22 protein-coding genes are annotated in these 25937 nt (G+C 71.0%); 6 read left to right on the top strand and 16 right to left on the bottom strand.

Annotated features, from left to right (window positions below):
• Nucleotides 1–661: 661 nt before the first annotated feature.
• The 3 genes from OG286_RS30445 to OG286_RS30435 all read right to left on the bottom strand — a co-directional run bounded on the left by OG286_RS30445 (nucleotide 662) and on the right by OG286_RS30435 (nucleotide 3335).
• Nucleotides 662–1966, bottom strand: a complete 1305-nt coding sequence (locus OG286_RS30445) for an NtaA/DmoA family FMN-dependent monooxygenase (protein WP_396325760.1) — start codon at nucleotides 1964–1966, stop codon at nucleotides 662–664.
• Nucleotides 1963–3018 (bottom strand): LLM class flavin-dependent oxidoreductase, encoded by a 1056-nt coding sequence (locus tag OG286_RS30440; RefSeq protein WP_396325761.1) that lies wholly within the window; start codon nucleotides 3016–3018, stop codon nucleotides 1963–1965. Before OG286_RS30440 ends, OG286_RS30445 begins: the two co-directional genes overlap by 4 nt.
• 161 nt (nucleotides 3019–3179) lie before the next feature.
• Nucleotides 3180–3335, bottom strand: coding sequence for a hypothetical protein (locus OG286_RS30435; RefSeq protein WP_396325762.1), 156 nt, complete (start codon nucleotides 3333–3335; stop codon nucleotides 3180–3182).
• An 878-nt stretch (nucleotides 3336–4213) separates the two neighbouring features.
• Between OG286_RS30435 and OG286_RS30430 the strand changes: the two genes are divergently transcribed.
• Entirely contained in the window at nucleotides 4214–5023 is an 810-nt protein-coding gene (locus OG286_RS30430) for a JmjC domain-containing protein (RefSeq protein WP_396325763.1), read from the top strand.
• 93 nt (nucleotides 5024–5116) lie between these two features.
• Here the strand turns inward: OG286_RS30430 and OG286_RS30425 are convergent, their stop codons facing one another.
• The 4 genes from OG286_RS30425 to OG286_RS30410 form a co-directional block, all read right to left on the bottom strand.
• Nucleotides 5117–5470, bottom strand: a complete 354-nt coding sequence (locus OG286_RS30425; RefSeq protein ID WP_396325764.1) for a hypothetical protein — start codon at nucleotides 5468–5470, stop codon at nucleotides 5117–5119.
• A gap of 200 nt (nucleotides 5471–5670) precedes the next feature.
• A complete protein-coding gene (locus tag OG286_RS30420; protein ID WP_396325765.1) occupies nucleotides 5671–7056 on the bottom strand; it encodes a SagB family peptide dehydrogenase in 1386 nt (461 codons plus the stop codon).
• Between the two features lie 300 nt (nucleotides 7057–7356).
• A complete protein-coding gene (locus OG286_RS30415; protein ID WP_405365911.1) occupies nucleotides 7357–8154 on the bottom strand; it encodes a MerR family transcriptional regulator in 798 nt (265 codons plus the stop codon).
• A gap of 247 nt (nucleotides 8155–8401) precedes the next feature.
• Nucleotides 8402–9748 carry a phenylacetate--CoA ligase family protein gene (locus OG286_RS30410; RefSeq protein WP_405359358.1) on the bottom strand — a complete coding sequence of 449 codons (1347 nt, stop codon included), beginning with the start codon at nucleotides 9746–9748 and terminating at the stop codon, nucleotides 8402–8404.
• 680 nt (nucleotides 9749–10428) lie between these two features.
• Here OG286_RS30410 and OG286_RS30405 point away from each other — a divergent pair.
• The 3 genes from OG286_RS30405 (at nucleotide 10429) to OG286_RS30395 (ending at nucleotide 13405) form a co-directional block, all read left to right on the top strand.
• A complete protein-coding gene (locus OG286_RS30405) occupies nucleotides 10429–11031 on the top strand; it encodes a hypothetical protein (protein ID WP_396325768.1) in 603 nt (200 codons plus the stop codon).
• Between the two features lie 71 nt (nucleotides 11032–11102).
• A complete protein-coding gene (locus OG286_RS30400; RefSeq protein WP_396325769.1) occupies nucleotides 11103–12215 on the top strand; it encodes a CapA family protein in 1113 nt (370 codons plus the stop codon).
• Nucleotides 12216–12802: 587 nt separating this feature from the next.
• The gene (locus OG286_RS30395; protein WP_396325770.1) at nucleotides 12803–13405 is read left to right on the top strand and encodes a MarR family winged helix-turn-helix transcriptional regulator; all 603 of its coding nucleotides are present in this window, start codon (nucleotides 12803–12805) and stop codon (nucleotides 13403–13405) included.
• A 116-nt stretch (nucleotides 13406–13521) separates the two neighbouring features.
• Here the strand turns inward: OG286_RS30395 and OG286_RS30390 are convergent, their stop codons facing one another.
• Both OG286_RS30390 and OG286_RS30385 read right to left on the bottom strand, forming a co-directional pair.
• Nucleotides 13522–14226 (bottom strand): TetR family transcriptional regulator, encoded by a 705-nt coding sequence (locus OG286_RS30390; protein ID WP_396325775.1) that lies wholly within the window; start codon nucleotides 14224–14226, stop codon nucleotides 13522–13524.
• 145 nt (nucleotides 14227–14371) lie between these two features.
• Nucleotides 14372–15523 carry an acyl-CoA dehydrogenase family protein gene (locus tag OG286_RS30385; RefSeq protein WP_405359360.1) on the bottom strand — a complete coding sequence of 384 codons (1152 nt, stop codon included), beginning with the start codon at nucleotides 15521–15523 and terminating at the stop codon, nucleotides 14372–14374.
• Nucleotides 15524–15675: 152 nt separating this feature from the next.
• Here OG286_RS30385 and OG286_RS30380 point away from each other — a divergent pair, with 152 nt between their 5' ends.
• Nucleotides 15676–16110: a hypothetical protein gene (locus OG286_RS30380; protein ID WP_396326194.1), complete on the top strand. Its 435-nt coding sequence runs from the start codon at nucleotides 15676–15678 to the stop codon at nucleotides 16108–16110.
• A gap of 113 nt (nucleotides 16111–16223) precedes the next feature.
• Here OG286_RS30380 and OG286_RS30375 read toward each other — a convergent pair whose 3' ends face one another.
• From OG286_RS30375 to OG286_RS30350, 6 genes are all read right to left on the bottom strand, one after another.
• On the bottom strand, nucleotides 16224–17186 hold the full coding sequence (locus OG286_RS30375; RefSeq protein WP_405359362.1) for an electron transfer flavoprotein subunit alpha/FixB family protein: 963 nt from the start codon (nucleotides 17184–17186) through the stop codon (nucleotides 16224–16226).
• 59 nt (nucleotides 17187–17245) lie between these two features.
• Nucleotides 17246–18031, bottom strand: coding sequence for an electron transfer flavoprotein subunit beta/FixA family protein (locus OG286_RS30370; protein ID WP_405365910.1), 786 nt, complete (start codon nucleotides 18029–18031; stop codon nucleotides 17246–17248).
• A gap of 215 nt (nucleotides 18032–18246) precedes the next feature.
• Entirely contained in the window at nucleotides 18247–19053 is an 807-nt protein-coding gene (locus OG286_RS30365; RefSeq protein WP_396319036.1) for a family 1 encapsulin nanocompartment shell protein, read from the bottom strand.
• The gene (locus OG286_RS30360; RefSeq protein WP_405365909.1) at nucleotides 19050–20135 is read right to left on the bottom strand and encodes a Dyp-type peroxidase; all 1086 of its coding nucleotides are present in this window, start codon (nucleotides 20133–20135) and stop codon (nucleotides 19050–19052) included. The genes OG286_RS30365 and OG286_RS30360 overlap by 4 nt, the downstream gene beginning before the upstream one ends.
• A gap of 351 nt (nucleotides 20136–20486) precedes the next feature.
• A complete protein-coding gene (locus OG286_RS30355) occupies nucleotides 20487–21110 on the bottom strand; it encodes an FMN reductase (RefSeq protein ID WP_396319038.1) in 624 nt (207 codons plus the stop codon).
• On the bottom strand, nucleotides 21107–22219 hold the full coding sequence (locus OG286_RS30350; RefSeq protein ID WP_405365908.1) for an LLM class flavin-dependent oxidoreductase: 1113 nt from the start codon (nucleotides 22217–22219) through the stop codon (nucleotides 21107–21109). Before OG286_RS30350 ends, OG286_RS30355 begins: the two co-directional genes overlap by 4 nt.
• A gap of 233 nt (nucleotides 22220–22452) precedes the next feature.
• Here OG286_RS30350 and OG286_RS30345 point away from each other — a divergent pair, with 233 nt between their 5' ends.
• Nucleotides 22453–23214: a PP2C family protein-serine/threonine phosphatase gene (locus tag OG286_RS30345; protein WP_396319040.1), complete on the top strand. Its 762-nt coding sequence runs from the start codon at nucleotides 22453–22455 to the stop codon at nucleotides 23212–23214.
• Nucleotides 23215–23374: 160 nt separating this feature from the next.
• Here the strand turns inward: OG286_RS30345 and OG286_RS30340 are convergent, their stop codons facing one another.
• Nucleotides 23375–25912, bottom strand: coding sequence for a collagenase (locus OG286_RS30340; protein WP_405359367.1), 2538 nt, complete (start codon nucleotides 25910–25912; stop codon nucleotides 23375–23377).
• Nucleotides 25913–25937: the final 25 nt, after the last annotated feature.

The raw sequence follows: 25937 nt of genomic DNA, 5'->3' as shown, positions 1-25937 counted from the left end.
TACCCTCGGCTTCGGACTCCGGACCTCAGGCAACCGCCGCCCTCCATGGCGCCGGGCGCGACCTCGAGCCGTTGGACGACGGGGTTGCGTCTGCCCTGGCCGCTGAGGACGAACGTGCCCGCGGTGGAGAGCTGAACGCGAAATCCCCGGCCGTCGCGGAAGTACGAGGCGAGGTCACGGTTGATGTCGTCGACGCACCTGTGGGGTTCTTCGGTCGTCTGCGCCGGTGATCCGCTCGGTGTGTCGTTGACGATATTTCCGGGCGACGGAGGCCGGCAACCTCTCCGGGGAATTGCCACCAAGGTGCGCAGGGCACCGCTCCACGTTGACAGCGATCCATGTCATCGACGTCGATTCACGGGCGCCGGTTCGGTGATCTGCCGTCAGGTGACGGCCGGAAGCCGACGAGCCCGTGTCGGAGCTCGGTGCCCGGGGGGAGGGCCCCGTTGAGCCCACCGGACCACACCGCGGCGCCAGGTCCGGACCACCCCTGTCCGACGGCCACAAGGAATCAGCCCGAGAGCACGGGTTCATGGATGCATCCCCTCGGGATTGCATCGACCGATGCCATGCAGGTGTTCCGGCATACCGCGGATCGCGACACGGTGGCCTGGCCCGCGTGAGAGCCCCGGTCCCACCCGCCGATCAACCCGAGACCTGCTCAGCCTGTACGACGGTTGCCGGGTGCCGGCAGGCCGAGGTGGTCGCGCAGGGTCTCGCCGGTGTAGCCGGTGCGGTAACTGCCGCGTTCCTGCAGCTCGGGGACCACTCGGTCGACGAAGTCGTCCAGGCCCCCGGGGGCGTACGCGGGTACCAGGATGAATCCGTCCGCGCCGCCCGAACGGACGTAGTCGGTCATCTGTTGCGCCACGCCGGCCGGGGTGCCGATGAAGGGCTTTCCACTGGTCAGCTTCATCACCAGCTCCCGGATGCCGAGGCCGTGTTCGGCAGCGTGGGCCCGCCACTTCCGTGCCCGCGTCGACCTGACTTCGGCCGCCGCGATACCGGACCACTGCGACGGGTCCGGTGTGCGCTCCGGGTCGATGTCGGGCAGTGGCCCGTCAGGATCGTAGGAGGACAGCGCGCGCCCCCAGGTGCGTTCCAGATACCAGATCGCCAACTGCGGGCTGACGGACTGCTCCTGGGCCGCACGTGCGTTGTCGCGGGCTTCCTTGTCGGTGTCGCCGAGCGCGAACGAGACCCCGGGCATGATCTTCACGTCACGGGAGTCACGCCCCTGCCGGGCGGTACGACTGCGGATGTCGGCGGCGAAGGTCTGACCTGCTCTGCCGAGGTGCCGGCTGTAGACCACGTCCGCGTGCGAGGCGGCGAACTCCCGGCCCTGCTCCGAGTCGCCGGCCTGAAGGGTGGGTGGGCACCCCTGGGGTCCGGCCGGGACGGTGAAGTGCCCGCTGATGCGGAACTGCGGACCGTCGTGACGGAACGGGGTGGGACCGTCCGTTTCCCAGCTGCGCCACATGGTCCGGGCCGCGCGGACGAACTCGGCCGCCCGCTGGTAGCGGTCGGCATGCGGGAGGTAGCCGCCGCGGCGGAAGTTCGCGCCGGTCCAGGCGTTGGACGTGGTGACGACGTTCCACCCGCACCGGCCGTTGGAGAAGTGGTCCAGCGACGCCAGTCTCCGTGCGACGTCGAAGGGTTCGTTGAAGGTCGCGTTGACGGTCGGGACCAGCCCGATCCGCTCGGTGACGGCACTCAGGGCTGACAGCACGGTGATCTGATCGAGTTCTCCGGCGGCGCCCACTTCGGAGATGGCGCCGCGGTGTTCGGTCAGCCGAGGGTAGTCGGCAAGGAGAAGGAAGTCGAACAGACCGCGCTCGGCCGTGTGGGCCAGGCCGGCGAAGGTGGCGAAGTCGCTGTGGTCACCGGCCCGCGGGTCACGCCAGGCGGCCGATTGGTTGGACGGAAACAGAGCCGCCAGGTGCATCGCCTTGCCGGTACTGCTCATCGTGACGGCGTTGCCTTTCGGAGCGGGAACACACTGGACGCCCGGGCGGGCAGGCCGAGTCGCTCGCGCAGCGACCCCCCTGGTGTGCCGGACCGGGCCGGGTGACGCCGGCGCAGGAGTGGGACGACCTCATGGACGAAGTGCTCGACGGCACCGGGGAGGGCGGCGGGTCGCACGTGGAAGCCGTCGACGACCCCGCACGCGTACACGGCATCGAGTCGAGCGGCGAGTTCGGCGGCGTTTCCGGCGAGCCGGAGCGGCTGCGCCACGCCCTGCTGCTCAGGTGGCCGGCCCGGGCCGTGGTCGTCGAGGACGATCTCGACCTCACCAAGGATCCGCACGCCGGTTCCCACGCTTGCCCGTACCTGCTGCGCCTTGCGGACCTCGGTGAACACCAGATCGGCGCCGTAGGCGGAGACCGACGAGGAGTCAGGATCGAGACCGGAGGCGAGCACGGGGTGGCCCTGCGGTGGCCGCGGCACGACTGCCGGGCCCTTGATGCGGAAGTGCTGCCCCACATGGTCGATGTGACGGATTCTGGCGCGGTCCAGGAAACGACCGCTCGCGGTGTCGCGGATGACCGCATCGTCCTGCCAGCTGTCCCACAGTGCGGTGACGACTTCCGTGAACTCCGCTGCCTCCGCGCGGAGTCGACTGATCTCCGGCAGGGGCTCGGGGCCGAAATGCGCGGCTTCGGCCGCCGAGGCCGCCACCCGCGGGCGCCATCCCGCTCGGCCGTGGCTGATGTGATCGAGAGTGGCCAGCGCCCGGGCAACGTGGAAGGGCTCGGCGTAGGTGGTGGTCACTGTCGCCACCAACCCGATCGTGTGAGTCACCGGTGCAACGGCGGCCAGCGCGGTGACCGCGTCCGGCTGCCCGTCCGGCACCGCGGTCAGAGCCGGGGAGCCGTCGAGCGTGACGAAGTCCAGCCCTCCCCGCTCGGCCGCGAGGGCGAGTCGCCGGTAGCGTCCGGCGTCCGTCAGGTCGGGACGCGCCGGCCGCCGTGCGTCCGGATGCCACCCGACACCGCCGATGGCCACACCGAGCAACATCCGGACTCCTTTCCGATGCTGTGCACAGGGGACCGGGCAGTCCCCCGTCGGGGTTGCCCTCAGGCCCGCAGCCTAGGCCGGGAGGCCGCCGGCGATACGCCCCGGCAGCCGAACGGCACGGCCCCCGGCCACTGCGGACAGGACGCTTGCACGGATGGGTGTCACGGAGGTGCCGCGGCCGGTGCCCAGACCCCGGCCGGCACGTTCGCCACCTGCTCCGGGTGTCCGGACCACCAGGGGAGCAGCAGGCTGTCCATGACGAACAGGTGGTCCCGGGTGCGGTCGTGGCGCCGGTAGTGCCGCTCGGGGTGGCGCACGTCGCAGACACGCTCCCACTCAGGCCGAGCCGGCGCAGCACCGCGTCCGGCAGCGGCACGGGGGCCGCCGCCTGGATCCGGGACGACTCTGCGTGCCGCACCGTGCCCGTCATACCGCGGTGCCGGCCGGCTGCGGGCCGCACGGTCGTGCATCGCCTGCTCCAGTGCTCGTCGGGTCAGGCCGGAAACGGCCCCGGGGCGGCCATTCTCCGGGCGCGCGGAAAGGGCGTCCAGGACGGCGTGTGGTGCGAAAACAACTGCGGCACGAATCGGTGGAACGGTTCGGCTCAACTGTGCACGTGCCCGAGGAAGTGTCGGCGAATTCTTGTGCCCATTGTTCCGTGAGCCTTAGGTTCGAATCGTCTCGCCGAGAGACGGAATGTTCCGCACGAGGCTGCCGGGAATTCCCCGATCCTTTCCGCCGGAACACACCTGGCACCCCCTTGGAGGAATCGTGAGCGACACCCAGAACGTCACCCCGGAGACCGCGTCGGACGAGTTCAGCACCGAGGTCGACGACGAGGACCTGGAGGCCATCTCGGGCGGCGAGATGGTCATCTGAGGTTCGCTCCCCCGGTCGGGTGTCGGCGCCTGTCGCCGGCGCCCGACCGGTCGTCCGTCCGGAGGGCTCCTGTCGGACCGTTCCACCACGATCTGCTCTCCACCGTACGAACCGCGGCCGGCGCGCCGGGCACGGGGACGCACCGGCGGCGGAAGACCTCCTGGCGCCCGTCAGCCTCGGCCCCACTACAGAAGGCCACTCCCCGATGGAAACTCTCCGGTCCCTGGTGGGCGACCCTGCGCCGTTCCTGGCGACGGTGTGGCGTCGCCGTGCCCGTCTGCTGCGCCCGCCGACTCCACTCGCCCCACCGGTCACCTTGGCAGACGTCGACGCCGCACTGACCTCGGGCCTGCTGCGCCGCCCCTACCTCGAACTCGTCTCCCGCGGACAGGCACTGGACCACGGCGACTACACCACCGCCCGCAGCGTCAGGGGTCACGACTTCGGCGGCTACGCCGACTCCGCCAAGGTTCTGCGACAGCTCGATGCCGGCGCCACCTTGCTGATGCGCAACATCGAGCACTGGCACTCCGGAGCGGCCGCACTCACTGACCGCCTCGGCGCCGAACTGGACCGACGCGTCGAGGCCTTCCTCTTCGTCACCCCGCCCGGTCAGCAGGGGTTGAGCGCCCACCGGGACGATGCGGACGTCTTCGTGCTGCAACTGAACGGCAGCAAACGCTGGCAGGTTCACGCGATCCCCGACGACGGGCACTGGCAGGCCAGCCAAGAGCCGAACCCGGGCCCCGTACGGCTGGAGACCACGGCGCACGCCGGCGAGGTGCTCTACATCCCCCGCGGCGCACCCCACTCGGCCGTCGGTCACGCCACCGGCCTGTCCTTCCACCTGTCGCTGACCGTCCGGCAGCCCGGCACCGCCGACCTGCGCACCGTCCTCGCCCGCCGCCTCGACGACGGGCTCGAACTGCCCCTCCTCCCGGTGGACCAGGCGGAGCTGCGCCGGACCGCGGCCGAGCTGCTCCGCCACTACCGGGAGCGGCTGGCCGGACTCACCCCGGAAGACTTGTGCGCCGCCGTGGAAACCGTCCCGCAACCGAGGGCCGGTACCGCATCGCCCGAGCCTGCCCGCGCACTGACGAGCCTGGCAGAAGCTCTCCGGAACTGACACCGCGACGAGAATCCGTCCGGCACGGCCACCGGCGACAGGACGTTCCGGACCGTGGCACCGAAGAATGCCACGGTCCGGTCGTCCGGCGCGTCAGCGGGAGATTCCCGGAACTTCCGGAACGCCCACGCCGGCCACCAGCGCCTCCAGTTCCTCCTCCGCGAGATCCCGTGTCTCGAGCCGATCCGGATGGGGCACGAACAGCGTGAGCCGGCCACTGATGGCTGCCTCCTCCCACGACCGGATCTGGGCATCCATCACCTCCGATGCCGCAGGCCGGTCACGGACGACGACCACGGCCGTTCCCGCCGGCACCCGGATGCCGTGCTCGGCGAGCAGGACACGCGGATCCCGGGCCAGGAGCCGTTCCTGGCCCGGATCGGACCACACGGCGGCCACCACCGCGCTGTAGCCGGAGGCGAAAACGGTGCGTTCGGTGGAGTGCATGGCTCGGTCCTCTGCTCTCTGGTGGGGATCGGTATGCGTGCTCTGCCGGGGTGAGGTTCCTCCGGACAGGCCTGGTTGGCCGGGGTCCGGCAGGGACGCGGTGGGCGCCGGCACGGTCGGCCGGGTACCGGGGCCCGGCCGGGCGACCCCGCCCGGTTTCTCGGGTGATTCCGCTCTCCGAACGGCCTGTTGGCGGAACCTCATGCCTGCTCCCGACCGTCGGGCGAGCGGGAGCCGAGGGCGAACTCGGCGATGGCCGGCTCGGCGAGCGTGTCCAGACCGGCCAGCGCGGAGAAGGAGGCGGCGTCACCCGCACCGAGGGCGCAGGGAGCAAGGCCCATGTCAGTGGCGACCAGATACATCCAGGCGGTCAGGATCCCGGCGTCCTTGAGCGCCAGCGCGTACGGGATCCCCTCGTACTTCCGCATCAACGGTCCGACCCGGGCGGTGATCACGAACAGGACCTGCGGCGGACCGGGCATGGTGGCCGTCGCACGGGCGAATGACAGCATCCGTTCGGTCTCGGGCCCGGGGCCGGCAAGCATCGCCAGACGGTGCTGCGCCGAGTCGTAGTGGTAGAGGCCGCGGGGCATGCCCACGCATCGCGAGACCAGGGGATAGATCTCCAGCTCGCCGAGGCCGCCCGCGCCCGGATAGGGCCGGACGCCCGTCACCCGGCCGTCACGGTCACGCGGTTCGAGGCGCTGCACCCGGTGGAGGAACTCGCCGAGTTGCTCTACGGTCACCGGCCGGCTGTCGTCGTGCCGTCGCACGCTGCGGCGCCGCGACATCACCGCTGACAAGGAGCCGGACGCCTGGGTGGCGCAAGAGGGTGTGGGCAGAGCGATCGAGGGGCGGCCGTCGATGGCGGCCGCCTGCACGAGGTCCTCCTCGATCAGAGCGCGGAAGCGATCGGTTGCGCCGATCGGCGCCGCGTGACGCTCCGGGCGGGAGCGGTCGTGCAGCCAGAGTTCCTCCGCCGACCAGAGGGCCATCGGTGCCGCACGAGTCTCGGCCTCGGCTTCCACCGGCGTCAACAGGAGGCGGGCGGAGAGCAACTCGTCCAGCAGAAGTCCCGCTGCCGACTGGTCGATTCCCAGTTCCTCGGCCACTTCGCCGAGGCCGATCTCCTCCTCGCAGGCGCGGGCCAGGACAGCGGTCAGCCGGAACTCCGGGCAACTGATCCCGACGGTGCTGAGCGGCGAGTACGCCACCATCCGGCCCTGCTCGGCACGCAGCACCGCGAACCTGGACAGCCGGTAGAGCGCCCCGGCGCTGTGGCGGCGCTGTGGCGGAACGCTCTGGGAGCCGATACGGCGGGGCACGACGTCCAGTACGGCACGGGATCCGATGGAGAGCCGGCGCTCCAGCCAGGAATGCAGCAGCAGTCGGCGCACCAGCAACTGGGCCGGCAGGAGCCGCGAGTCGCCTTCCAATCCGGTGACGAGCTGGGCGATCTGCAGGTCGCTCAGCCAGTTCTCCACCATCCGGAGCAGCACGGCACGGCGTCCTGCCTCCAGCCCGGGCAGGCGCAGCCGGTAGCGGGACTGCTCGAGGACAAGGCCGCCACCGGGTTCCTCGGTCACCCGAGCATCGCCGCGGAGCCGGTAGCTCTCGGCCTTGACCGTGCCTGGCACGGAAGGAGTGCGGTTCACTGGCTTTCATGCTTCCGGTACTGGGACGGCCGTGCGGCACGTCGGCAGGGACTGTGGACGTCGAGAGCTCGCCGCTGCCGCACAGCAACTCTGCTGTTTCCGAAGCACCTTGACCGCAGTGCCGGCGGTGTGGCCGATTCGGGGAAGGAACGAGACCGTGCCCGGCGGCGGCTCACGGTCGCACGGAATCCTGCCGTCGACGGGGAGTTGCGGGCACGACCAGGGCCGTGCTCACCCGTTCTCGACCACCAGGTGCTCCTCGACCCAGGTATCGGAACCACCGTTCTCCGTGAGCAGTTCGGTGACGAGCTCACGGCCCCGGTCCTCCGCAGCGACCCGGAACGTGCTCACCAGCAGCTCCACCAACCCCTCGGTGAGTCGTGCGGTCTGAGGTCCACCGGCCGCACGGCTGGCCGGTCCCGGTGCTGACACGGGTGCGCCGGCGATGAGGTCCCCGCTCGACGTGGTGACGGGCTCCTCGGCGGCGCCGGCGATGAGTTCCGCGCTCGATGAGGCGACCAGCTCCTCGGCGGTGCTGGCGATCCGGTCCAGCGACCGCGCCAGACACCGCAGCGCAGTGGCAGGCGGGACGCCCGTCCGGACGAGCTCCATCGTCGCCCGCTGCACCGCCGGCCGCGCAACCGTCATCGTGCCGTCGGCCTCCCATCCGAGCATGCCGTGCCGGTTCAGGGAGTAGAACACCGCGGGTTGGTCACGCACCGCACGGTTGACTGCGGCGGCGAGCTGGGCTTCCTCGGCATCGCGGCCCCCGGCACCGAGGAACGCCGCAATGGACACCAGGTTGAAGCCTTGGCGCTGGAGGGACACGATGTGCTGCAGGCGACGGACGTGGGTCTCGTCGTAGTAACCGATCCGCCCCTTGCGCGCCGGCGGCCGGAGCAGTTTGCGGGACTGGTGAGCACGGATGTTGCGCGGTGACATCCCCACCAGTCTGGAGATCTCCTCGACCGTGTAGGACGCATCCGGCCGAGCGGTGTGGGATACGGCCTGCGGCGGAGGTGACTCCATCTGTCGCTCCTCGGTAGTGCGATGGGTGCGGTGGGGCGAGGGTGCTGTGGTGTGACGTCGGCACTCGGGGTGCACGACGCCCGGCTGCGAGGCCGGGTCGGAAACCGCGAAGATCACGCCTCGGTAATGTGTTTCACGGGACCGGTACGCCCCAGGGTTCACCAGGCCCGGGCTGTCTCCCTCCGCGCCCCTTCCCGGCTCCCGGCCGAACGCCGCCCCGTCCCGCAGGGGTTGTCGCCCTGCGCTGTCACAGGTATCCCGAGCGCTCGGTGGTGTCCGGCAGCTCCAGGTGCTGAACCACGGGGTTGCGCTTGCCGCTCGCGGTGAACTGGAAGTCGTGGTGCGGGCGGTGGCGCAGGCGGAAACCCTGCAGGGCACCGAACTGCGCTTCGAGGCTGGTGTTGATGTCCCGCACGCGGGCTGCGGCGACTTCCGCCGGGCCGGCGGTCACAAGGTCGAGCGTGCCTGGTTCGTTCTGTACGACCTGGAAGTCCGGCAGGCCCGCGGCGGCCAGCGCGGCCAGCAGCGCATAGGGCGAGTATGCCGATCCGTCGAGACCGACCAGGCTGGTGCGGGCCCGGCCCAGCAGACCGTCGGTCACGGTGCCGGGCAGGCCGCACCCGCAGTCGACCGGCCGGGGCGCGAGGTCGCCCGTCACGTAGCGGATGACCGGCATCGGGGTGGACAGCAGAGCGGTCACGACAACTTCGCCGGCCTCGTCATCACCGGCCGGACCGATCTCGGGCAGGACGAAATCGTCCTGGAAGTGCATCCGCTGCCGGCTGCATTCGAAGGCCGCGTAGCCGGTTTCCGATGTCGCGTACAGCATGGTGACCGGGCAGCCGAACGCCTCCTCGATCAGACGGCGGCCGCTGTCGGGCATGTGCTCGTGGGAGGCCACGACACCGTGCGGACGCAGGACGATGCCGCGGTCCAGGCAGTATCGGGCCAGGGCGATGACGCGGCTGGAAGAGCCGGCGATCTGGTCGATCGGGATGCGTCCGACCACGGCCTCGTAATCCGCGACGATGCCGGGCGCGTGGGGGTCGTATCCACGCAGGTTGCACTTGAGGTACGGGCGGGGCAGCATCACCGGTTGGAAGAGTGGAGTACCGGGGAAGAGCAGTCCCAGGTTGAGGGCGGTGCCACGGTCCGGTAGGCCGAGGAAGGCGCTCAGCCGCTCACGGATCACGTTGTTCGACAGTCCGCCGGCCTCGGCGGTCGACAGCAGGGTGACGGGCTGTCCCGTGCTGCCGCTGGTCTGAGCGAGGTAGAACGCGCCGGGTGCCATCCGGCCGGTCGCATCGCGGCTGATGAGGTCGACGAAGTGCTCGCGCAGGTCGTTCTTGCGGGTCAGGGGGAAGTCACTCAGGCTCAGCTGCTCGCGGTCGCGAAGGGCGCGGTAGTACGGGACTTGTTTCGAAGCGGTGGCCAGCAGATGGTCGAGGCGCTCGCGCCCCCGGCCGGGATCGTACGGAGCCAGGCTCTCGATCTCCTGGCGCTTCCCCCGGAACCATGCGGACGACGCCTTGCGCGTGATGCGCTCGCGCAGCCGATGGAAGTCGCGTGCCAGATCGCTCGGCAGGTTCAACACACAGCCCTCCTTTGTACGACCGGCCGGGCACCGGCGACATTGCGCCGGCATCTGCCCGGGGAATGGACGTCAGATGTACGCGAGACCACCGGAGATGGTCCCCGGGTCCGCGTCGCCGACCTCGCTGCCGAACTCTCCGACGCGGTCCTCGAGGTGGTCTTCCGGATTTCGCTCGTGATTCCTCTCGAGGGGGATGCCGGATGCATTCCGGCGGAAAGCCCTCGGGAGGTTGCCGACGGACCCCTGCCCGGAATATGCCCCTCGCGGATGAGACGATTCGAACCTAGGGCTCCCGGCACAAGAGCCACAAGGATTTTCCGATGCTTGCTCAGGAGCGTGTACGGCCAGGTCCGGACCGTTTCACCGATTCGTGCCGCGGTCGTTGGCGGACAGACCGCGCCGCCGCCCTGGCACCTCCCTTCCTTGCCCTCCGGAGAACGGGGCCGACCGGGGCGGCCTCCGGCCATCGCAGGCCTCCTCTCGCGCATTGGACTTCCCGTCGGGCACATCGGGACGACCCGATCGGGCAGGGTGTCATCAGGTGATGTCAACGCCGCCGCGCGCGCGGCCTGATCTGCCGGCACCCGCGCCTCCTTGTGCAGTTCGCGGCTAGATTTGCGCCGGTCGGGATCCCGTCAGCCACTCGCAAGGAGGCATTGTTGAGAGCTGGACCTGCCGCCGTGAACATTCGTCCGACCTCACTGATTCCGCCGTCGAGTCCTGCTCCGGCCATCAGGGCAGAGTCGGTCGGCGAGTCGGTTCCCTTTGCGAATGAGGGGCCGACCAACGGCGGCGGAGTTGTCCTTCCCGGGCAGACCGATGACAGTTCCAGGTGGGTGACGAGAGCGCAGATGCGGAAAGCCGTGGAACGCGGCGATCCCACCGCCGTGTGGTACTACAGCGGCACCTACAGAGGGAAGTCGGTCGAGGAGGCGGCGAAGGCCACTGCCGAGAAGCACGGCGGGCAGACGATGATGATGCTGATCGAAGATCTCAACCTGTGCACCCCGTACTACTCGGACTACTCCGGAAAGGCTGCGGCCTTCTGGCGAAACGCTTCGTTGGGATTTTCCGAAGGCGCGCGAGGCGAGGTGCGGATCATTTTCGGCGACGCCGTCAGGAAAGGGAACACCTGGCAGCGGGTCGAGTGCCCGACGCTCATGGCGAACCCGCGCGTCGATGCCGTCCTGTGGGCACAGCCCGGCACTCTGTTCCGGAAGCTGCTGGGCAAGGGGCAGTCCGATCCCCGCTGCCAACTACCTGACGGAGTTGCTCTTCAGTAGCGACGGCCGGAACGCCGCATCGCCCGGGGCCGTGACCTTCGCGGCGGCGGCATCGGGTCTAGCGTTGAACCATGAGCACCGACCCGGTGAGGCTGTTCCTCTGCGGCGACGTGATGCTCGGCCGCGGGATCGACCAGATCCTGCCGCACCCCGGCGATCCGACGTTGCGGGAGCCGTACGCCCGGGATGCGCGGGCCTACGTCGCATGGGCAGAGGCGGTGTGCGGCCCGATTCCGCGTCCGGTCGAGTTCTCCTGGCCCTGGGGGGAGGCCCTGCGGCTGCTCGACGAGGCCGCGCCCGACGCTCGGGTGGTGAACCTGGAGACTGGCGTGACCCGTAGCAGCGACTTCGCGCCGGGGAAGGACGTGCACTACCGGATGGACCCGGCCAACGTGCCCTGCCTGGCCGCCGCCCGGCCCGACGTCTGCGTACTGGCCAACAACCACGTGCTGGACTTCGGCCTCCGCGGGCTCGAGGAGACGCTCGACGCCTTGACGAGCGCGCGGCTGCCGGCGGTCGGAGCGGGACGGGACGCGGTCGCCGCGCGCCGACCGGCGATCATCCCGGTCGCCGGCCGCGGGCGGATTCTGGTCTTCTCCTTCGGGACGGCCTCCAGCGGCATTCCTTGGCGCTGGGCCGCCGCCGAGGACCGGGCCGGCGTCGGCTTCGTCTCCGAGGCGTCGGCCGTCGACGCGGCCGACATCGCCGACCGAGTACGGCAGGCGAGGAGACCGGGCGATGTCGTCGTCGCCTCGGTCCACTGGGGGTCCAACTGGGGCTACGAGGTCTCCGGAGCCCAGATCCGCTTCGCGCATGCGCTGATCGACGGCGGTGTCGACGTGGTCCACGGGCACTCCTCGCACCACCCCCGCCCCATCGAGGTCTACCGCGGAAGGCTCATCCTCTACGGCTGCGGCGACTTCATCGACGACTACGAGGGCATCGCCGGCCATGAGCGGTACCGGGACGACCTGCGGCTGCTGTACCTCGTCACGGTGGAGTCCGGCAGCGGCGAGCTGATCGGTGCCCGGATGGTGCCTCTGCAGGCTCAGCAGATGCGGCTGCGGCACGCCTCGCGCGAGGACGCGCAGTGGCTGCGAGGGGTTCTGGACCGGGTCAGCCGCGGCCTCGGCGTACGAGTGGATCTCGACACGGACGGGATGCTCGCTCTGCTGCGAGCGTGAGGAAGCGGACGTGCCCGCTGCCGAACGGGCGGCTCGTCGTCCGAGCCCCCTCGCCCGGGCCCCGGACACCGCCCGAGGGCCGGGTGGACGCCGGTGCGCGCGGCGAGGGGGTGGCCGGGCCCTGCTCGCGCCGCACCACCGGGGTGGCGGAGCCGACGGGGGCGGAGCGTCCGGCGCGGAGTGGAGGTGGTCACGGGGCGAGATTGCCCCGGGCTGGTCCGGTGGAATCCGGGGCTCACTCGGACGGGGGACGGCCGTGCGGTGGAGCGCGGGCAGCCACGGCCGACGCGGGGCGGCCGGATCCGGGCCGGTGCCAGGATCCGGGTCCGGGGCCGGCGCCGGTCGACGGCGGTGGCGGCGAGCACGCCGTAGTTCTTGAGGGGCATCGTGAGGTCCTTCGGCCGGTCCGGTGGGCTCCGGTGCGCTGCGCGGCGCAGGAGCCCCTCCGTTATCCCGTACGGACCGCGGCCGCGGCCGCGAATCGGGGGATGTTCACCCGCTGTCCGCCGAACGGGTGCACGACCGACGGGTAATGACGCCGAAAGCCGTTGACACCTGCCTCCGTCGCTCTACAGAATGACTTCATTATGAAGCACGTACATAAATCCGAGGAGCCGGCCGCCGGTCCGCTGGACCGCGATGCCGAAGGGCGGCTGTACGACACCCGGGTCCGGGCCGCCATGACCGGGTTCACCCGCGACGGGGACACCCTCGCCCTGGAGGCGGCGGCCGCCGCCCGCTCGGCCTTCCACGCCGTGGAGCGGCTGCGGACGCACGGTACCCAGGGACGCGGGCTCAGCTCCGGCGCGCTGGACGTGCTGATCCGGCTGAACGCGACCGCCGAGGCCACCCGCGAAGCTGACGGCGCCAACGGGCTCACCGTCGGCGAACTGGCCCGGGCCGGCGGGGTCAGCTCGCGCAACATCACCGGGCTGGTCGACACCCTGGAGCGGGAGGGCCTCGCCCGGCGCCTGCCCGACCCCCGCGACCGGCGGGCCGTGCTGGTCGCGATCACCCCGGAGGGCCGGGCCTGGCTGGACGCCTTCCGGGCACCGACCGAACGCGCGATGGCGGCGGTCTTCCACGGGTTCTCACCGGACGAGCTGTCCCAACTGCGCCACCTCTGCCTCCGCCTGGTGGAGAACCAGCAGCGCATCGAGCAGTACCTCGACCGTCCGCAGCAGCCGTGACCGCGCCCGGGGGCTCACCATGACCACCGCCGAGCAGCAGGCACGGGAGAACGGGGTGAGCCGTTCAGGACGGCGGGAAGCCCAGGAAGGCCGGGAGAGTCCGGAGGCTCAGGAGGTCACGGCTGCACCTGGCGCGTCTCCCCCAGCGCGCTCTCGATGCCCTGCACCATCCGCCAGAGCGGCGCCCGGCGACTGGCCACCAGCACCACCACGTCGTCGGCGTCCTCCTCGCCGGCAGCCTCGCTGCCCGACGCCCCGTCGGCGCGCCGGTCGCTCCAGGTGCCGGTGACGAAGGCCATCGCCGCGTCCACCTCGGCGGTCCAGTCGCTCTCGCCGCCGGAGCGCAGCCAGGTCCGCAGCGCGTGGTTGTGCGCGGAGACCACGGCGGCGGCGATGACGTCCGCGCGCAGCGCGCCGTCCGGCCGGTCGGCGAAGCGGCCGCGCAGGTAGTGGGCGAGCGTGTGCTCGTAGCGCCAGACCACCGAGAGCTCGTACGCGCGCAGGCCGGGCACCTTCCGGGTGAGCCGGTAGCGCTGCACGGAGAAGGAGGGCTGCTCGGCGTACATCCGCAGGACGAGGCGGGCGGCGTCGCAGGCGTGCCGGACCGGGTCCTCCTCGCCGTTGCCGGACTCCAGGAACTCCGTCATCTCGGCGAGGCTGCGCTCGTGGTCGGGGAAGACCACGTCCTCCTTGGCCGGGAAGTAGCGGAAGAAGGAGCGCCGGCCGACACCGGCGAGCGAGACGATGTCGTCGACGGTGGTCTGTTCGAAGCCCCGTTCCAGGAAGAGCTCGAAGGCGGCGGCGACCAGCGCCTCGCGCATCGCCGGCTTCGGCGGCCCGTCGTTCATGGGCTGGTCCTGTTCTTCCTTCTCGCTCATTCCCGGAACATAGCACCGGCTTCGAACAGCCGGACGTGCGTGCGCGGCGGCGCACCCCGGTACGCCGGTGCGCCGCCGCCAGGCCGGGTTACGGCAGGTTGCGGGCCATGACGATGCGCTGGATCTGGTTGGTGCCCTCGTAGATCTGCGTGATCTTCGCGTCCCGCATCATCCGCTCCAGCGGGTAGTCCCGCGTGTACCCGTACCCACCCAGCAACTGCACCGCATCCGTCGTGATCTCCATCGCCGCGTCCGACGCGAAACACTTCGCCGCCGCCCCGAAGAACGTCAGATCCGCATCCGTCCGCTGCGACCGCGCCGCCGCCGCATACGTCAACTGCCGCGCCGCCTCCAGCTTCATCGCCATGTCCGCCAACATGAACTGCACACCCTGGAAATCACCGATCGGCTTCCCGAACTGCTTACGCTCACGCACATAGCCCTTCGCGTAGTCCAACGCCCCCTGCGCGATCCCCAACGCCTGCGCCGCGATCGTCACCCGCGTGTGGTCCAGCGTCTTCATCGCCGTCGCGAACCCCGTACCCTCCGCACCGATCATCCGGTCCGCCGGAATCCGCACATCGTCGAAGTACACCTCACGCGTCGGAGACCCCTTGATCCCCAGCTTCTTCTCCGGCGCACCGAACGACACCCCCGCATCGCCCTTCTCCACCACGAACGCCGAGATCCCCTTCGAACGCTTCTCCGGATCCGTCACCGCCATCACCGTGTAGAACTCCGACACACCCGCGTTGGTGATCCACCGCTTCACACCGTTCAACACCCAGAAGTCCCCGTCCCGCACCGCCCGGGTCTTCATCCCCGCCGCGTCCGAACCCGCATCCGGCTCCGACAGGCAGTACGAGAACATCCCCTCACCCCGGGCCAACGCCCCCAGGTACTTCGCCTTCAACTCCTGCGACCCCGACAACTGCACCGGCAGCGAACCCAGCTTGTTCACCGCCGGGATCAACGACGACGAGGCGCACACCCGCGCCACCTCCTCGATCACGATCACCGTGGCCAGAGCATCCGCCCCCGCACCACCGAACTCCTCCGGCACGTGCACCGCATGCAGGTCACTGCCCTGCAACGCCTCCAACGCCTCCTGCGGGAACCGCCCCAGCTCGTCCACCTCCGCCGCGAACGGAGCGATCTTCGCCTCGGCCAGCGAACGCACCGCCTCACGGAGCATCTCGTGCTCCTCGGAGATCCGGAAGAGATCGAAGTCCTGGCTCATGATCGGCACTCCTGTTTCACGACGGTACTCAGTACCCTTCATTATGCATGCGCGCAGCAAAAAGGGAACTCAGTGCCTTCACAGGGCGGCACTGAGTTCCCTATCCTTTTTGCAGTTCCGGCAGCCAGGTCCGAGCGCAGGGAGATGACACCGTGGTCCACTCAGCCATCGACGCCGATACCGAGAGCACCCCGCTCTACTTCCAGCGCTGTACGTGGTGCAACAACCCCACCTTCCAGCGGCTGCTCTGCCCCACGTGCGGCTCCACCGACCTGCGGCTGGAGCGCAGCGAGGGCACCGGTGTGGTGCGCCGCTGCGCGGTCGAGCAGGCGCGGACGCCGCTGGCCCGGCAGAAGTCGCTGATCAGGATGGCCGAGGGGTTCGACGTCTGGTGCATCGTCAACGGACTGCGCAGCACCGTCCCGGTGGGCACCAAGGTGCGGCTGACGTCGTCGGCCGACTCCGACCAGCCCGAGCTGACGCTGCTCCCCCAGGAGGAGGCCGAGCGGGTCCAGCCGGCCGAGCCGCGCCCGCTGCCGCCGAACCAGGGCGGCTTCACCCAGCACCTGGCGGCCTTCGCGGAGTAGGAGCAGGGCGGTGGCCGCGGCCGCCGCCCCAATACGCCGGAGGGCGTGGCACCCGGGTACTCGGTGCCACGCCCTCGGGCGTTGTGCGTCCTGCTCTGCCCTGCTCCGGCGGATCAGCCCTTGCGGGCCTTCACCTCGCCGGTGAGCTGCGGCAGCACCTCGAAGAGGTCGCCCACCACGCCGTAGTCGGCCAGCTCGAAGATCGGGGCCTCGGCGTCCTTGTTGACGGCCACGATGGTCTTCGAGGTCTGCATGCCGGCCCGGTGCTGGATCGCGCCGGAGATGCCGTTGGCCACGTACAGCTGGGGGGAGACCTGCTTGCCGGTCTGGCCGACCTGGTTGCTGTGCGGGTACCAGCCGGCGTCGACGGCGGCACGCGAGGCGCCGACGGCCGCGCCGAGCGCGTCCGCGAGCTCCTCGACGACGCCGAAGCCCTCGGCGGCACCGACGCCGCGGCCGCCGGAGACCACGATGGCGGCCTCGGTCAGCTCGGGGCGGCCGGTGGAGACCCGCGGGGTGCGCGAGGTGACCTTGGCGGCGTTGCCGGTGAAGGCGACGGTGACGTTCTCGACGGCGCCGGCGGCCGGAGCGGCCTCGGGGGCGACGGCGTTCGGCTTGACGGTGATGACCGGCACGCCGTTGCTGACGCGCGAGTCGACGGTGTACGAGGCGGCGAACACCGACTGGGTGGCGACCGGGCCCTGCTCGCCGGCGCGGACGTCCACCGCGTCGGTGATGATGCCGGAGCCGAGGCGCAGCGCGACGCGGGCGGCGACCTCCTTGCCCTCGCCGGAGGAGGTGACCAGGACGGCACCGGGGGAAACGGCCTTGGCGATCTGGGCCAGCGCGTCGACCTTGGGGACGACCAGCTGGTCGGCGAACTCGGCGCCGTCGGCGACGTACACCTTGGCCGCACCGAACTCGCCGACCTTGGCGGCGATGTCGGCGGCGGCCGCACCGGCACCCAGGACGACGGCCGACGGCTCGCCGATCCGGCGGGCCAGGGTCAGCAGTTCCAGGGCCGGCTTGCGGACCACACCGTCGGCGTGGTCCACGAGGACGAGAATCTCAGCCATTGCTCAATGTCTCCGTACTTCGCTGTGGGCTGGTGGTGGGGCGGTTCGGCCGGGGCCGGTCAGATGAACTTCTGGTCGGCGAGGAAGGCGGCGAGCTGCTTGCCGCCCTCGCCCTCGTCCTTGACGACCGTGCCCGCGGTCCGCGCCGGACGCGCCGCCACCGACTCGACCGCCGTCCACGACCCCGCCAGACCGACCTCGCCGGCCTCGATTCCCAGGTCGTCCAGGTCCAGCGACGCGACCGGCTTCTTCTTCGCCGCCATGATCCCCTTGAACGACGGGTAACGCGCCTCACCCGACTGGTCGGTCACCGACACCACCGCCGGCAGCGCCGCCTCCACCAGCTCGGTCGCCGCGTCGCCGTCCCGGCGGCCCTTCACCACACCACCCTCGACCGACACCTCGGACAGCAGCGTCACCTGCGGCACACCCAGACGCTCCGCCAGCAGCGCCGGCAGCACACCCATCGTGCCGTCCGTCGACGCCATACCACCGATCACCAGGTCGAACCCGGTCTTCTCCAGCGCCTTCGCCAGCACCGCCGACGTCCCGATCACGTCCGAACCGTGGATGTCGTCGTCGTTCACGTGCACGGCCTTGTCCGCACCCATCGACAGCGCCTTGCGCAGCGCGTCCTTCGCATCGTCCGGGCCGACCGTCAGCACCGTGACCTCGGCGCCCTCGTTCGCCTCCGCGATCCGCAGCGCCTGCTCCACGCCGTACTCGTCCAGCTCCGACAGAAGGCCGTCCACGCCCTCCCGGTCGGTGGTGTGGTCGTCCGCGAAACGACGGTCACCCGTCGCGTCCGGCACGTACTTCACACAGACAACGATCCTCAAGCTCATGAGCGGTTCTCCTGATTACGGGTGCACTGGATCCATGGCCTCAGGTCATGCCAAGGGTACTGAGTGCCAAGTCCGGCCAGGGTGCGGCCTGCGCGCAGCAGGCGCGACCTTGACCGGCAAGCCGTGTCGGCTCTCTTCGACTGGCGTCAGAGGCTCAACCGAGACAATACGGCACTCAGTACCCCGCGTAAAGGAACTCAGTACCCTTTTGCCGCTCACAGCCCCGGGCCGCCCAGGGCGACGGCGGCCTCGCCGGTGTAGAGGCGGAAGGTCATCGACTCCTGGAGGTAGAGGGAGACGGAGTCGGCGTCGTGGGAGAGGTAGCCGACCGAGACGTCCTGGCCGAGGAAGAGTTCGAAGTCGCCGCCGCGGGCGGAGAGCAGGTAGGCGCCCTGGATGGCCGGGGCCCAGATGATCTCGCCGTCGAGGAGGCGGGCGATGTGGGCGGCGACGGGGTAACCGTGGTCGCTGGTCTCGCTGACGGCGGTGAAGGGGTCGGCGCCGAGGAGGAGCGAGTAGGGGCCGCCGACACCGGCCAGGCGCAGGGCGGTGAGGGCCTGGCTCACGGTGGTGGGGTAGTCGCGGACATCGGCGGGGAGCGGGATCGGCGGGTTGGTGGCGCCGGCCCGGATGCCCTCGATGGCGGCGGCCCGGTAGCCCTCGAAGATCGCGCGGTCCTCGGCGAGCGCGAGGGTGCGGGCGGCGTCCTTGACGGGCTGCCAGTCGGAGTCGCGGGAGCCGCGTTCGACGTCGTCCACGGCAGCGCGGCCGACGGTGAAGGGGACGCGGAGCTCGACCAGCGGCTGGGCCTCGCGGGTGTGCGCGAGGACGCCGTCGGCGGGCGGGTCGATGCCGGAGAGGTGGCCGGTGCCGACGGCGGCGAGGGTGGCGCCGTCGGGGCCGTGCAGGTCGACCACGCGGCGGCCGGCGATGTGGAGCTTGAAGGTCTGCCGGGCCTCCTCCTCGATCTCCGCCCAGGCGTCGGTGGAGACGGGGGCCAGGTCGCGGTGCAGGTTGGTCATCGGGCGGGGATCCTCTTCAGACTGCCGATGGCGAGCGAGCCATCGGGCACGGAGACGGTGACGGGGGCGGCGGCCCCGGCGGTGGCCCCGGCAGCGCAGGAGCGCGGCGCGGGGGGCGGGTCGTCCAGGAAGTCGGCGCCGGGGACGAAGTAGAGCGACCCGGTGACCGCGGTGGAGAAGTCGAGCAGCCGGTCGTGGGTGCCCGGCGGGCAGCCGACGAACATGTTGCGCAGCATCTCCTCGGTCACCTCGGGGGTGCGCGCGTAGCCGATGAAGTACGTCCCGGCCTCCCCCGCCCCCTCGAAGGAGCCGAACGGCATGTTGAAGCGCATGATCTGCCGCTCCTCCCCGTCCGGGCCGGTGACGCTGGTCAGGGCGACGTGCGAGTCGGGGGGCTTGACCGCGTCGGCCAGCTCGATGTCACCGAGTTTGGTGCGGCCGACCGCCCGTTCCTGCTGCTCGACCGGCAGGGCGTTCCAGGCGGCGAGATCGTGCAGGTATTTCTGCACGATGACGTAGCTGCCGCCGGCGAACTCCCCGTCCTCCGCACCGACGGTGACGGCGGCGGCCGCCGCCCGGCCCTCGGGGTTCTCGGTGCCGTCCACGAAGCCGAGCAGGTCGCGGTCGTCGAAGTAGCGGAAGCCGTGGACGGCGTCGACCACGGTGGCGGCGCCGGCGAGACGCCCGGTGATCTCGCCTGCCAGTTCGAAGCAGAGGTCCATCCGGGCGGCCCGTAGGTGGAGCAGCAGGTCGCCGGGGGTGGCCGGGGCTCGGTGGCGGGCGCCGGCCACCTCGCGGAAGGGGTGGAGGTCGGCGGGCCGGGGACCGGCGAAGAGGCGGTCCCAGGCGTCGGAACCGATGCCGGTGACACAGGTCAGGCCGCCCTCCGGGGCCCGGAAGCCGACCGCGCGCCGCAGGCCGGCCAGGTCGGGCAGCAGCTCGCGGACGGCCTGCTCTCCGCCGGGGTCGACGGTGAGGACGAGGAAGATCGCGGCGCTGGTGAGCGGGGTGAGAACGGCCTGCGGCACGGCGGGCTCGGGCGGCACGGCGGGCTCGGGCGGCACGGCGGGCTCGGGCGGCACGGCGGGCTCCACCTCAGGGCTCCGGGGCGCGCGGGGCGGAACGGACCTGGGTAAATCTGATCATGCGTACGATTACACCCCAGAGCGGACATCGGGGCGAGGGCGACACACACCCGGACGGCCCCGGCGGGCGGGCGTCCGCCGGGGCCGGCGACCACCGCCGGGGGCCTGCACCCGGCCTCACCCGCCGGCCCTCCGAGGCAGGCGAGGAGGCCGGAGGAGCGGCCGGAGGCCGGGCGCAGGCACGCCGAGGCAGGCGAGGAGGCCGGAGGAGCGGCCGGAGGCCGGGCGCAGGCACGCCGAAGGGGCGGGCCCACAGGCCCGCCCCTTCCGTTTCTGCGCCTGCGGCCGTCAGACCCGCAGGGCCGCCAGCTGCTGGGCGAACGGCACCACGGCCTCCGGCTGCTCCGCGGCCGCCAGACCGCGGCCGGCCAGCAGGGCGGCCAGCTCGCCCGCCGCGCGGTCGATCCGGCCCGGGAGGCCGTCGGTGTGCCCGTCCCCCGTCGCGCCCCAGTCGTCGGTGGCCGCGTACACCGCGGTGGGGACGACGACCGACCGCAGGTACGCGAAGAGCGGCCGGACGGCGTGCTCCAGGGCGAGCGAGTGCCGAGGGGTGCCGCCGGTGGCGGCGATCAGCACCGGCTTGCCCGCCAGGGCGTCGTGGTCGATCACGTCGAAGAAGGACTTGAACAGGCCGCTGTACGAGGCGGTGAAGATCGGTGTGACGGCGATCAGACCGTCCGCGTGGGTCACCGTCCCGATCGCCTCGCGTAGCGCGGCGCCCGGGAACCCGGTCACGAAGTTGTGCGCGATGTCGGTGGCGAGGTCACGGAGCTCGATCACCGTGACCTCCACCGAGCCGCCCGTCACGCCGAGTTGGCGGACAGCCGACTCGGCGATCCGGTCGGCCAGCAGGCGCGTCGAGGACGGCTTGCTCAGCCCGGCACTGACCACCGCCAGCCGGTACGTGCTCACTTGGTCACCTCCGTCGTCTCTTCCTCACGCTGGGCGGCGAGTTCGGCCGCGACCCGCGCGGCGTGCGTCGGCCCGTCCGGGACGTCGGCCGGCCGGCCCTTGGCGAACTCGGCGCGCAGCACCGGCAGGACCTCCTCGCCGAGCAGGTCCAGCTGTTCCAGCACGGTCTTCAGCGGCAGGCCGGCGTGGTCCATCAGGAACAGCTGGCGCTGGTAGTCGCCGAAGGACTCGCGGAAGGTCAGCGTCTTCTCGACGACCTCCTGCGGGCTGCCCACGGTGAGCGGGGTCTGCTCGGTGAACTCCTCCAGCGAGGGCCCGCGCCCGTACACCGGCGCGTTGTCGAAGTACGGACGGAACTCGCGCACGGCGTCCTGCGAGTTCTTCCGCATGAACACCTGCCCGCCGAGGCCGACGTACGCCTGCTCGGGCGTGCCGTGGCCGTAGTGGGCGTAGCGCTCACGGTAGAGCTTGATCAGCTTCTGGAAGTGCTCCTTGGGCCAGAAGATGTTGTTCGCGAAGAAGCCGTCGCCGTAGTAGGCGGCCTGCTCGGCGATCTCCGGGCTGCGGATCGAGCCGTGCCAGACGAACGGCGGGACGCCGTCCAGCGGGCGCGGGGTGGAGGTGAAGGACTGCAGCGGGGTGCGGAAGCGGCCGGACCAGTCCACCACGTCCTCGCGCCACAGCTGGTGCAGCAGCGCGTAGTTCTCGACGGCGAGCGGGATGCCCTGGCGGATGTCCTTGCCGAACCACGGGTACACCGGGCCCGTGTTGCCGCGGCCCATCATGACGTCCACCCGGCCCTCGGCGAGGTGCTGGAGCATCGCGAAGTCCTCGGCGATCTTCACCGGGTCGTTGGTGGTGATCAGCGTGGTCGAGGTGGAGAGGATGATGCGGTCGGTCTGCGCGGCTATGTAGCCGAGCATGGTCGTCGGCGAGGACGGGACGAACGGCGGGTTGTGGTGCTCGCCGGTCGCGAAGACGTCCAGGCCGACCTCCTCGGCCTTGCGCGCGATGGCCACCATCGCCTTGATCCGCTCGTGCTCGGTCGGGGTGCGGCCGGTCGTGGGGTCGGGGGTGACGTCGCCGACGGTGAAGATTCCGAACTGCATGCTGCTCACCACACTCCAGGTGAATCCCGGCTTCAGGATCCGATCGTCAAAGTTTCAACCATCTTAGCACCGGCCGCTCCGGCGGTATTCCCGAGCACCGACCCGCGCCGACGGCCCTGTCGGCCCGTGGCCTCGTGGACCGGTCGGGGCGGCGCCCCGGGCGGCGGGCCGGGGCCGCGCGACAATGGGAGGGCAAGGACGGCCGGCCCGGAACTGCGAAGGACGGCGAACCGATGGCGGCCTACATCTCGGTGAGCGCGCTGAGCCACGAGGGCCTGGTGCGGGAGCACAACGAGGACAGCCTGACGATCGGGCCGTGGACACTCTGCGCGACCGTGACCACCAACCCGCAGACGCTGCTCTTCCCGCTCGGCCTGCCCTGCGTGGTCGCGGTGGCGGACGGCCTCGGCGGGCACCCGGGCGGCGAGGTGGCCAGCTCGCTGGTCGCGCGGCAGCTGGCGGCGGCCGGGCCCGCGCTGGACGGCGAGGAGGCCGTCCGGGAGGCGCTCCAGTCCTGCAACCGGGCCGTGTTCGCGGTGGCGGCCGGTGACCCCGAGCTGGCCGCGATGGGCACGACGGTGGCCGGCGTGGTGCTGCTGCCCGAGCAGGCGGTGGTCTTCAACGTGGGCGACAGCCGGGTCTACCGGATCGACGGCGACGGGCTGCACCGGGTCAGCGTGGACGACAGCCCGCCGCCGGCGCCCGGACGGCGCACCACCTCCCTGGTCACCCAGACGCTCGGCGGCTCGCTCGGCCTGACGTTCGTCGAGCCGCACGTGCGCAGCGCCCCGCTGGCGGTCGGGGACCGTTACCTGGTGTGCAGTGACGGGCTGACCGACCCGGTACCCGAGGAGGAACTGGCCGGACTGCTGGCGCGCACCCACGAGGACGTCGAACGGGCCGACGGGCGGGCCGCGTTCGAGCTCTGGAAGGCCGCGATCGAGGCGGGCGGGCCGGACAACATCACGCTGGCGCTGGTCCGGATCGGCGCTTAGGGCTGTCCGACGGTTCGCGTCGCGTCAGCGCGCGGCGGGACGTGCCGGACGACCCCTGGCGCCGCGGTCCCACCGGACGACGGGGGAAGACCGGGCACCCCGGCGGGGCGCTGGGTGCGCTCCGCCGGGGTGCCCGCTCACAGGTGTGTCACCGGCACGTCTAGTACTCGGCCTTGATGTTCACCCCGTTGAAGCCCTGCTCCGCGTAGAGGCTGACGTGCACGTAGCCGGCGGGCGGGTTGGTGATGGTGAGGCTCTCGGAGTTGCCCTGGTTGGCCGACCGGGCCGTGTACGCGTTGGTGTACGCCCACGTGGAGGCGTTGTAGTAGAGGTCGGCGCTACCGGTGCCACCGCTGCTGGTGAACTTCACCTGCGTGGTGCCGGCCGGGACGTACAGGTAGAAGTGGGCGTAGTTGCCGGTGGTCGCGGTCGCGTTGCTGCGCACGCAGTTGCGGTCGAGCTGCCGGACGTCGGCGCCGGTGCACTCGGTCCCGCCGCCGGTGGCCGCGACGGTGACGGTCTGGCTGGTGCTCGCGGTGGCGCCCTTGTCGTCGGTCACGGTGAGCTTGACGGTGTAGCTGCCCGCCGCGGCGTACGACTTGGCCGGGTTGGCGGCGGTGGAGGTGGTGCCGTCGCCGAAGTCCCAGGCGCGGGCGGCGATGGTGCCGTCCGAGTCGGTCGAGCGGTCGGTGAAGGTGACGGCCAGGCCGCTGGCGGCGCTGGTGAAGGCAGCCGTGGGCGCCTTGTTGCCGCCCGGGTCGGTGCCGGTACCGCAGGCGCCGGTGTTGCAGGCGGTCAGCCAGGCGTCGAAGTCGGCGTTGTAGCGGGTACCGATCGTGGAGGTCAGGTAGGTGCGGGCACCGCTCCAGTCACCCGCGCGGTACTTGGCGAGCACCGCGTCCATGTCCGCGCGGTGCTTCTCCAGCATGTAACGGACGGCCAGGTAGCCCCAGTTGTAGATGCGGGTCTGGTCGGCGTTGTCGTAGGTGGTGTCGAAGAGGGTGCTCAGGCTGTAGGTGTGGAGGCCGGCGGCGGCGATCGCCGCGTCGTACGACTCCTTGCGGTACGAGTACGAGACGTACTCGGCGAAGCCCTCGACCCACCAGACGGTCGGCGTCTTCATGCCGGCGTTGAAGTCGCCGTACATGTCGAACCGGCCGTCCAGGTAGTGCGTGTACTCGTGGTTGAGGTTCCAGATCTGGAAGTCCGGGCGCACCCACTCGGCCTCGTAGGCGAGGAAGCGCGGCTGGTTGCCGGCGGTGGCCGGGTTGCCCTCCAGGTACATGCCGCCGTTGTTGGTGTTGATGCCGTAGATCATCGCGGCGAACACGCCGTAGTCGAAGCGGCCGTGGAAGACCACGACCTCGATCGTGGTGTTCTGGTCGTCGGCGACCGCGCCGTTGTCCTTGGTCACCGAGTGGAAGAACGCGTCCTGACCGGTCAGGCTGGAGCAGGCGGTGGTCAGCTGGGTGGTGTCCAGGGCCTGCGCGATGATCTTGATGCTCGGGCTGCAGGTGTAGTTGACCGTCAGGTTGGCCGCCTTGAGGCGGTTGGCGGCGTCGCACGTCCCGTAGTAGGAGCAGTTGCCCTTGTCGTAGGCGTCGGCCATCTCGGCGACGGCGGACCACTGGTAGGCGGTCCGGCCGGCGACCGAGGACTGGTCGGCCAGGCCCTTCATCAGCGGCCGGTCCTTGGCCTGCAGCGGGGCGTACTGGACGAAGCGGCCCAGCTCGCGGGCGGCGTTGTAGACCAGGAAGGTGTAGTCGCCGCCGAGTTGGGCGTTGTTGGCGGTGGCGAAGCTGTACAGCGAGTCCAGCACGCTCGGGTCGGCCTGCACGGCGGACACGAAGGCGGGGTTCTGGTGGCCGCGCCAGAGCACGGTGAAGACGCCGTTGAGCGCGTTCCCCATGCCGACCGGGTTGTGGGTGGCGCTGTTGTAGTCGGCCAGCATGCGCTTGACCACGTAGAGGTAGCGGGCGTTCTCCTGCGCGCTGTCGATCAGGGTGGCGGCCTCGCCGAGGGTGCCCGCGTTGTCCGAAGTGACGTCGCGGGAGTGCGAGTTGGCGAAGAACGTGTCCAACGCGCCGCGTATCGAGGTCTGCAGGGCGGTGCCGTAGGTGCCAACGTCGGCGGGATGGTACCACTGCACGAAGTAGCCGGCGCGCAGGTAGAGCACCAACTGGCCCACGGAGGTGGTGTTGTTGCCCGGGTAGCTCGCGGCGGCGTCGCGCAGGGCGTCGGCCACCGTGACCATCTGCGCCTCGCGGAACGCCTTGTTGGCGTCGGTGCCGGTGAGGCTGAAGAGCTGGTTGACGCAGCCGAGGTCGACCGACTTGATCAGCTGGACGAGAGCGCTGCCGGTACGGCTGGTGAAGTCACCGATGTTGCAGGCCGCGGCCGTTGCGCTGCCGGTGGCGCCGGGGGCCTGCTGCGCCGCGGACTTGGCGGACTTCGCCGCGCTTGCGGACGCCGGGTCGTCGGTGGGTGCGGTGGCCGAGAGCGGGGCCCGGTCGCGGGCCGGAACCGGCTGGTTCCGGCCGTGGTCATCCGGGGTGGCGCCGACACCGGGCTGCGGGCCCGGGTCCGTGGGGGCGGCGGGCGCCGCGCCGCCGGACTGCGGCGAGGTCGGGACGGGGGCCGCCTGACTGCGCGGGGTGAACAGGCCGACCGCCAGGAGGAGCGCCAGGGCGATCGTCAACAGTCGTGCAACCTGGGGTAGTTGC

Source organism: Kitasatospora sp. NBC_00039 (genome assembly GCF_045160625.1).
Lineage (GTDB): Bacteria > Actinomycetota > Actinomycetes > Streptomycetales > Streptomycetaceae > Kitasatospora.
Note: the sequence above shows the minus strand (reverse complement) of the source record. Positions and strands in the feature narration are given on the sequence as shown.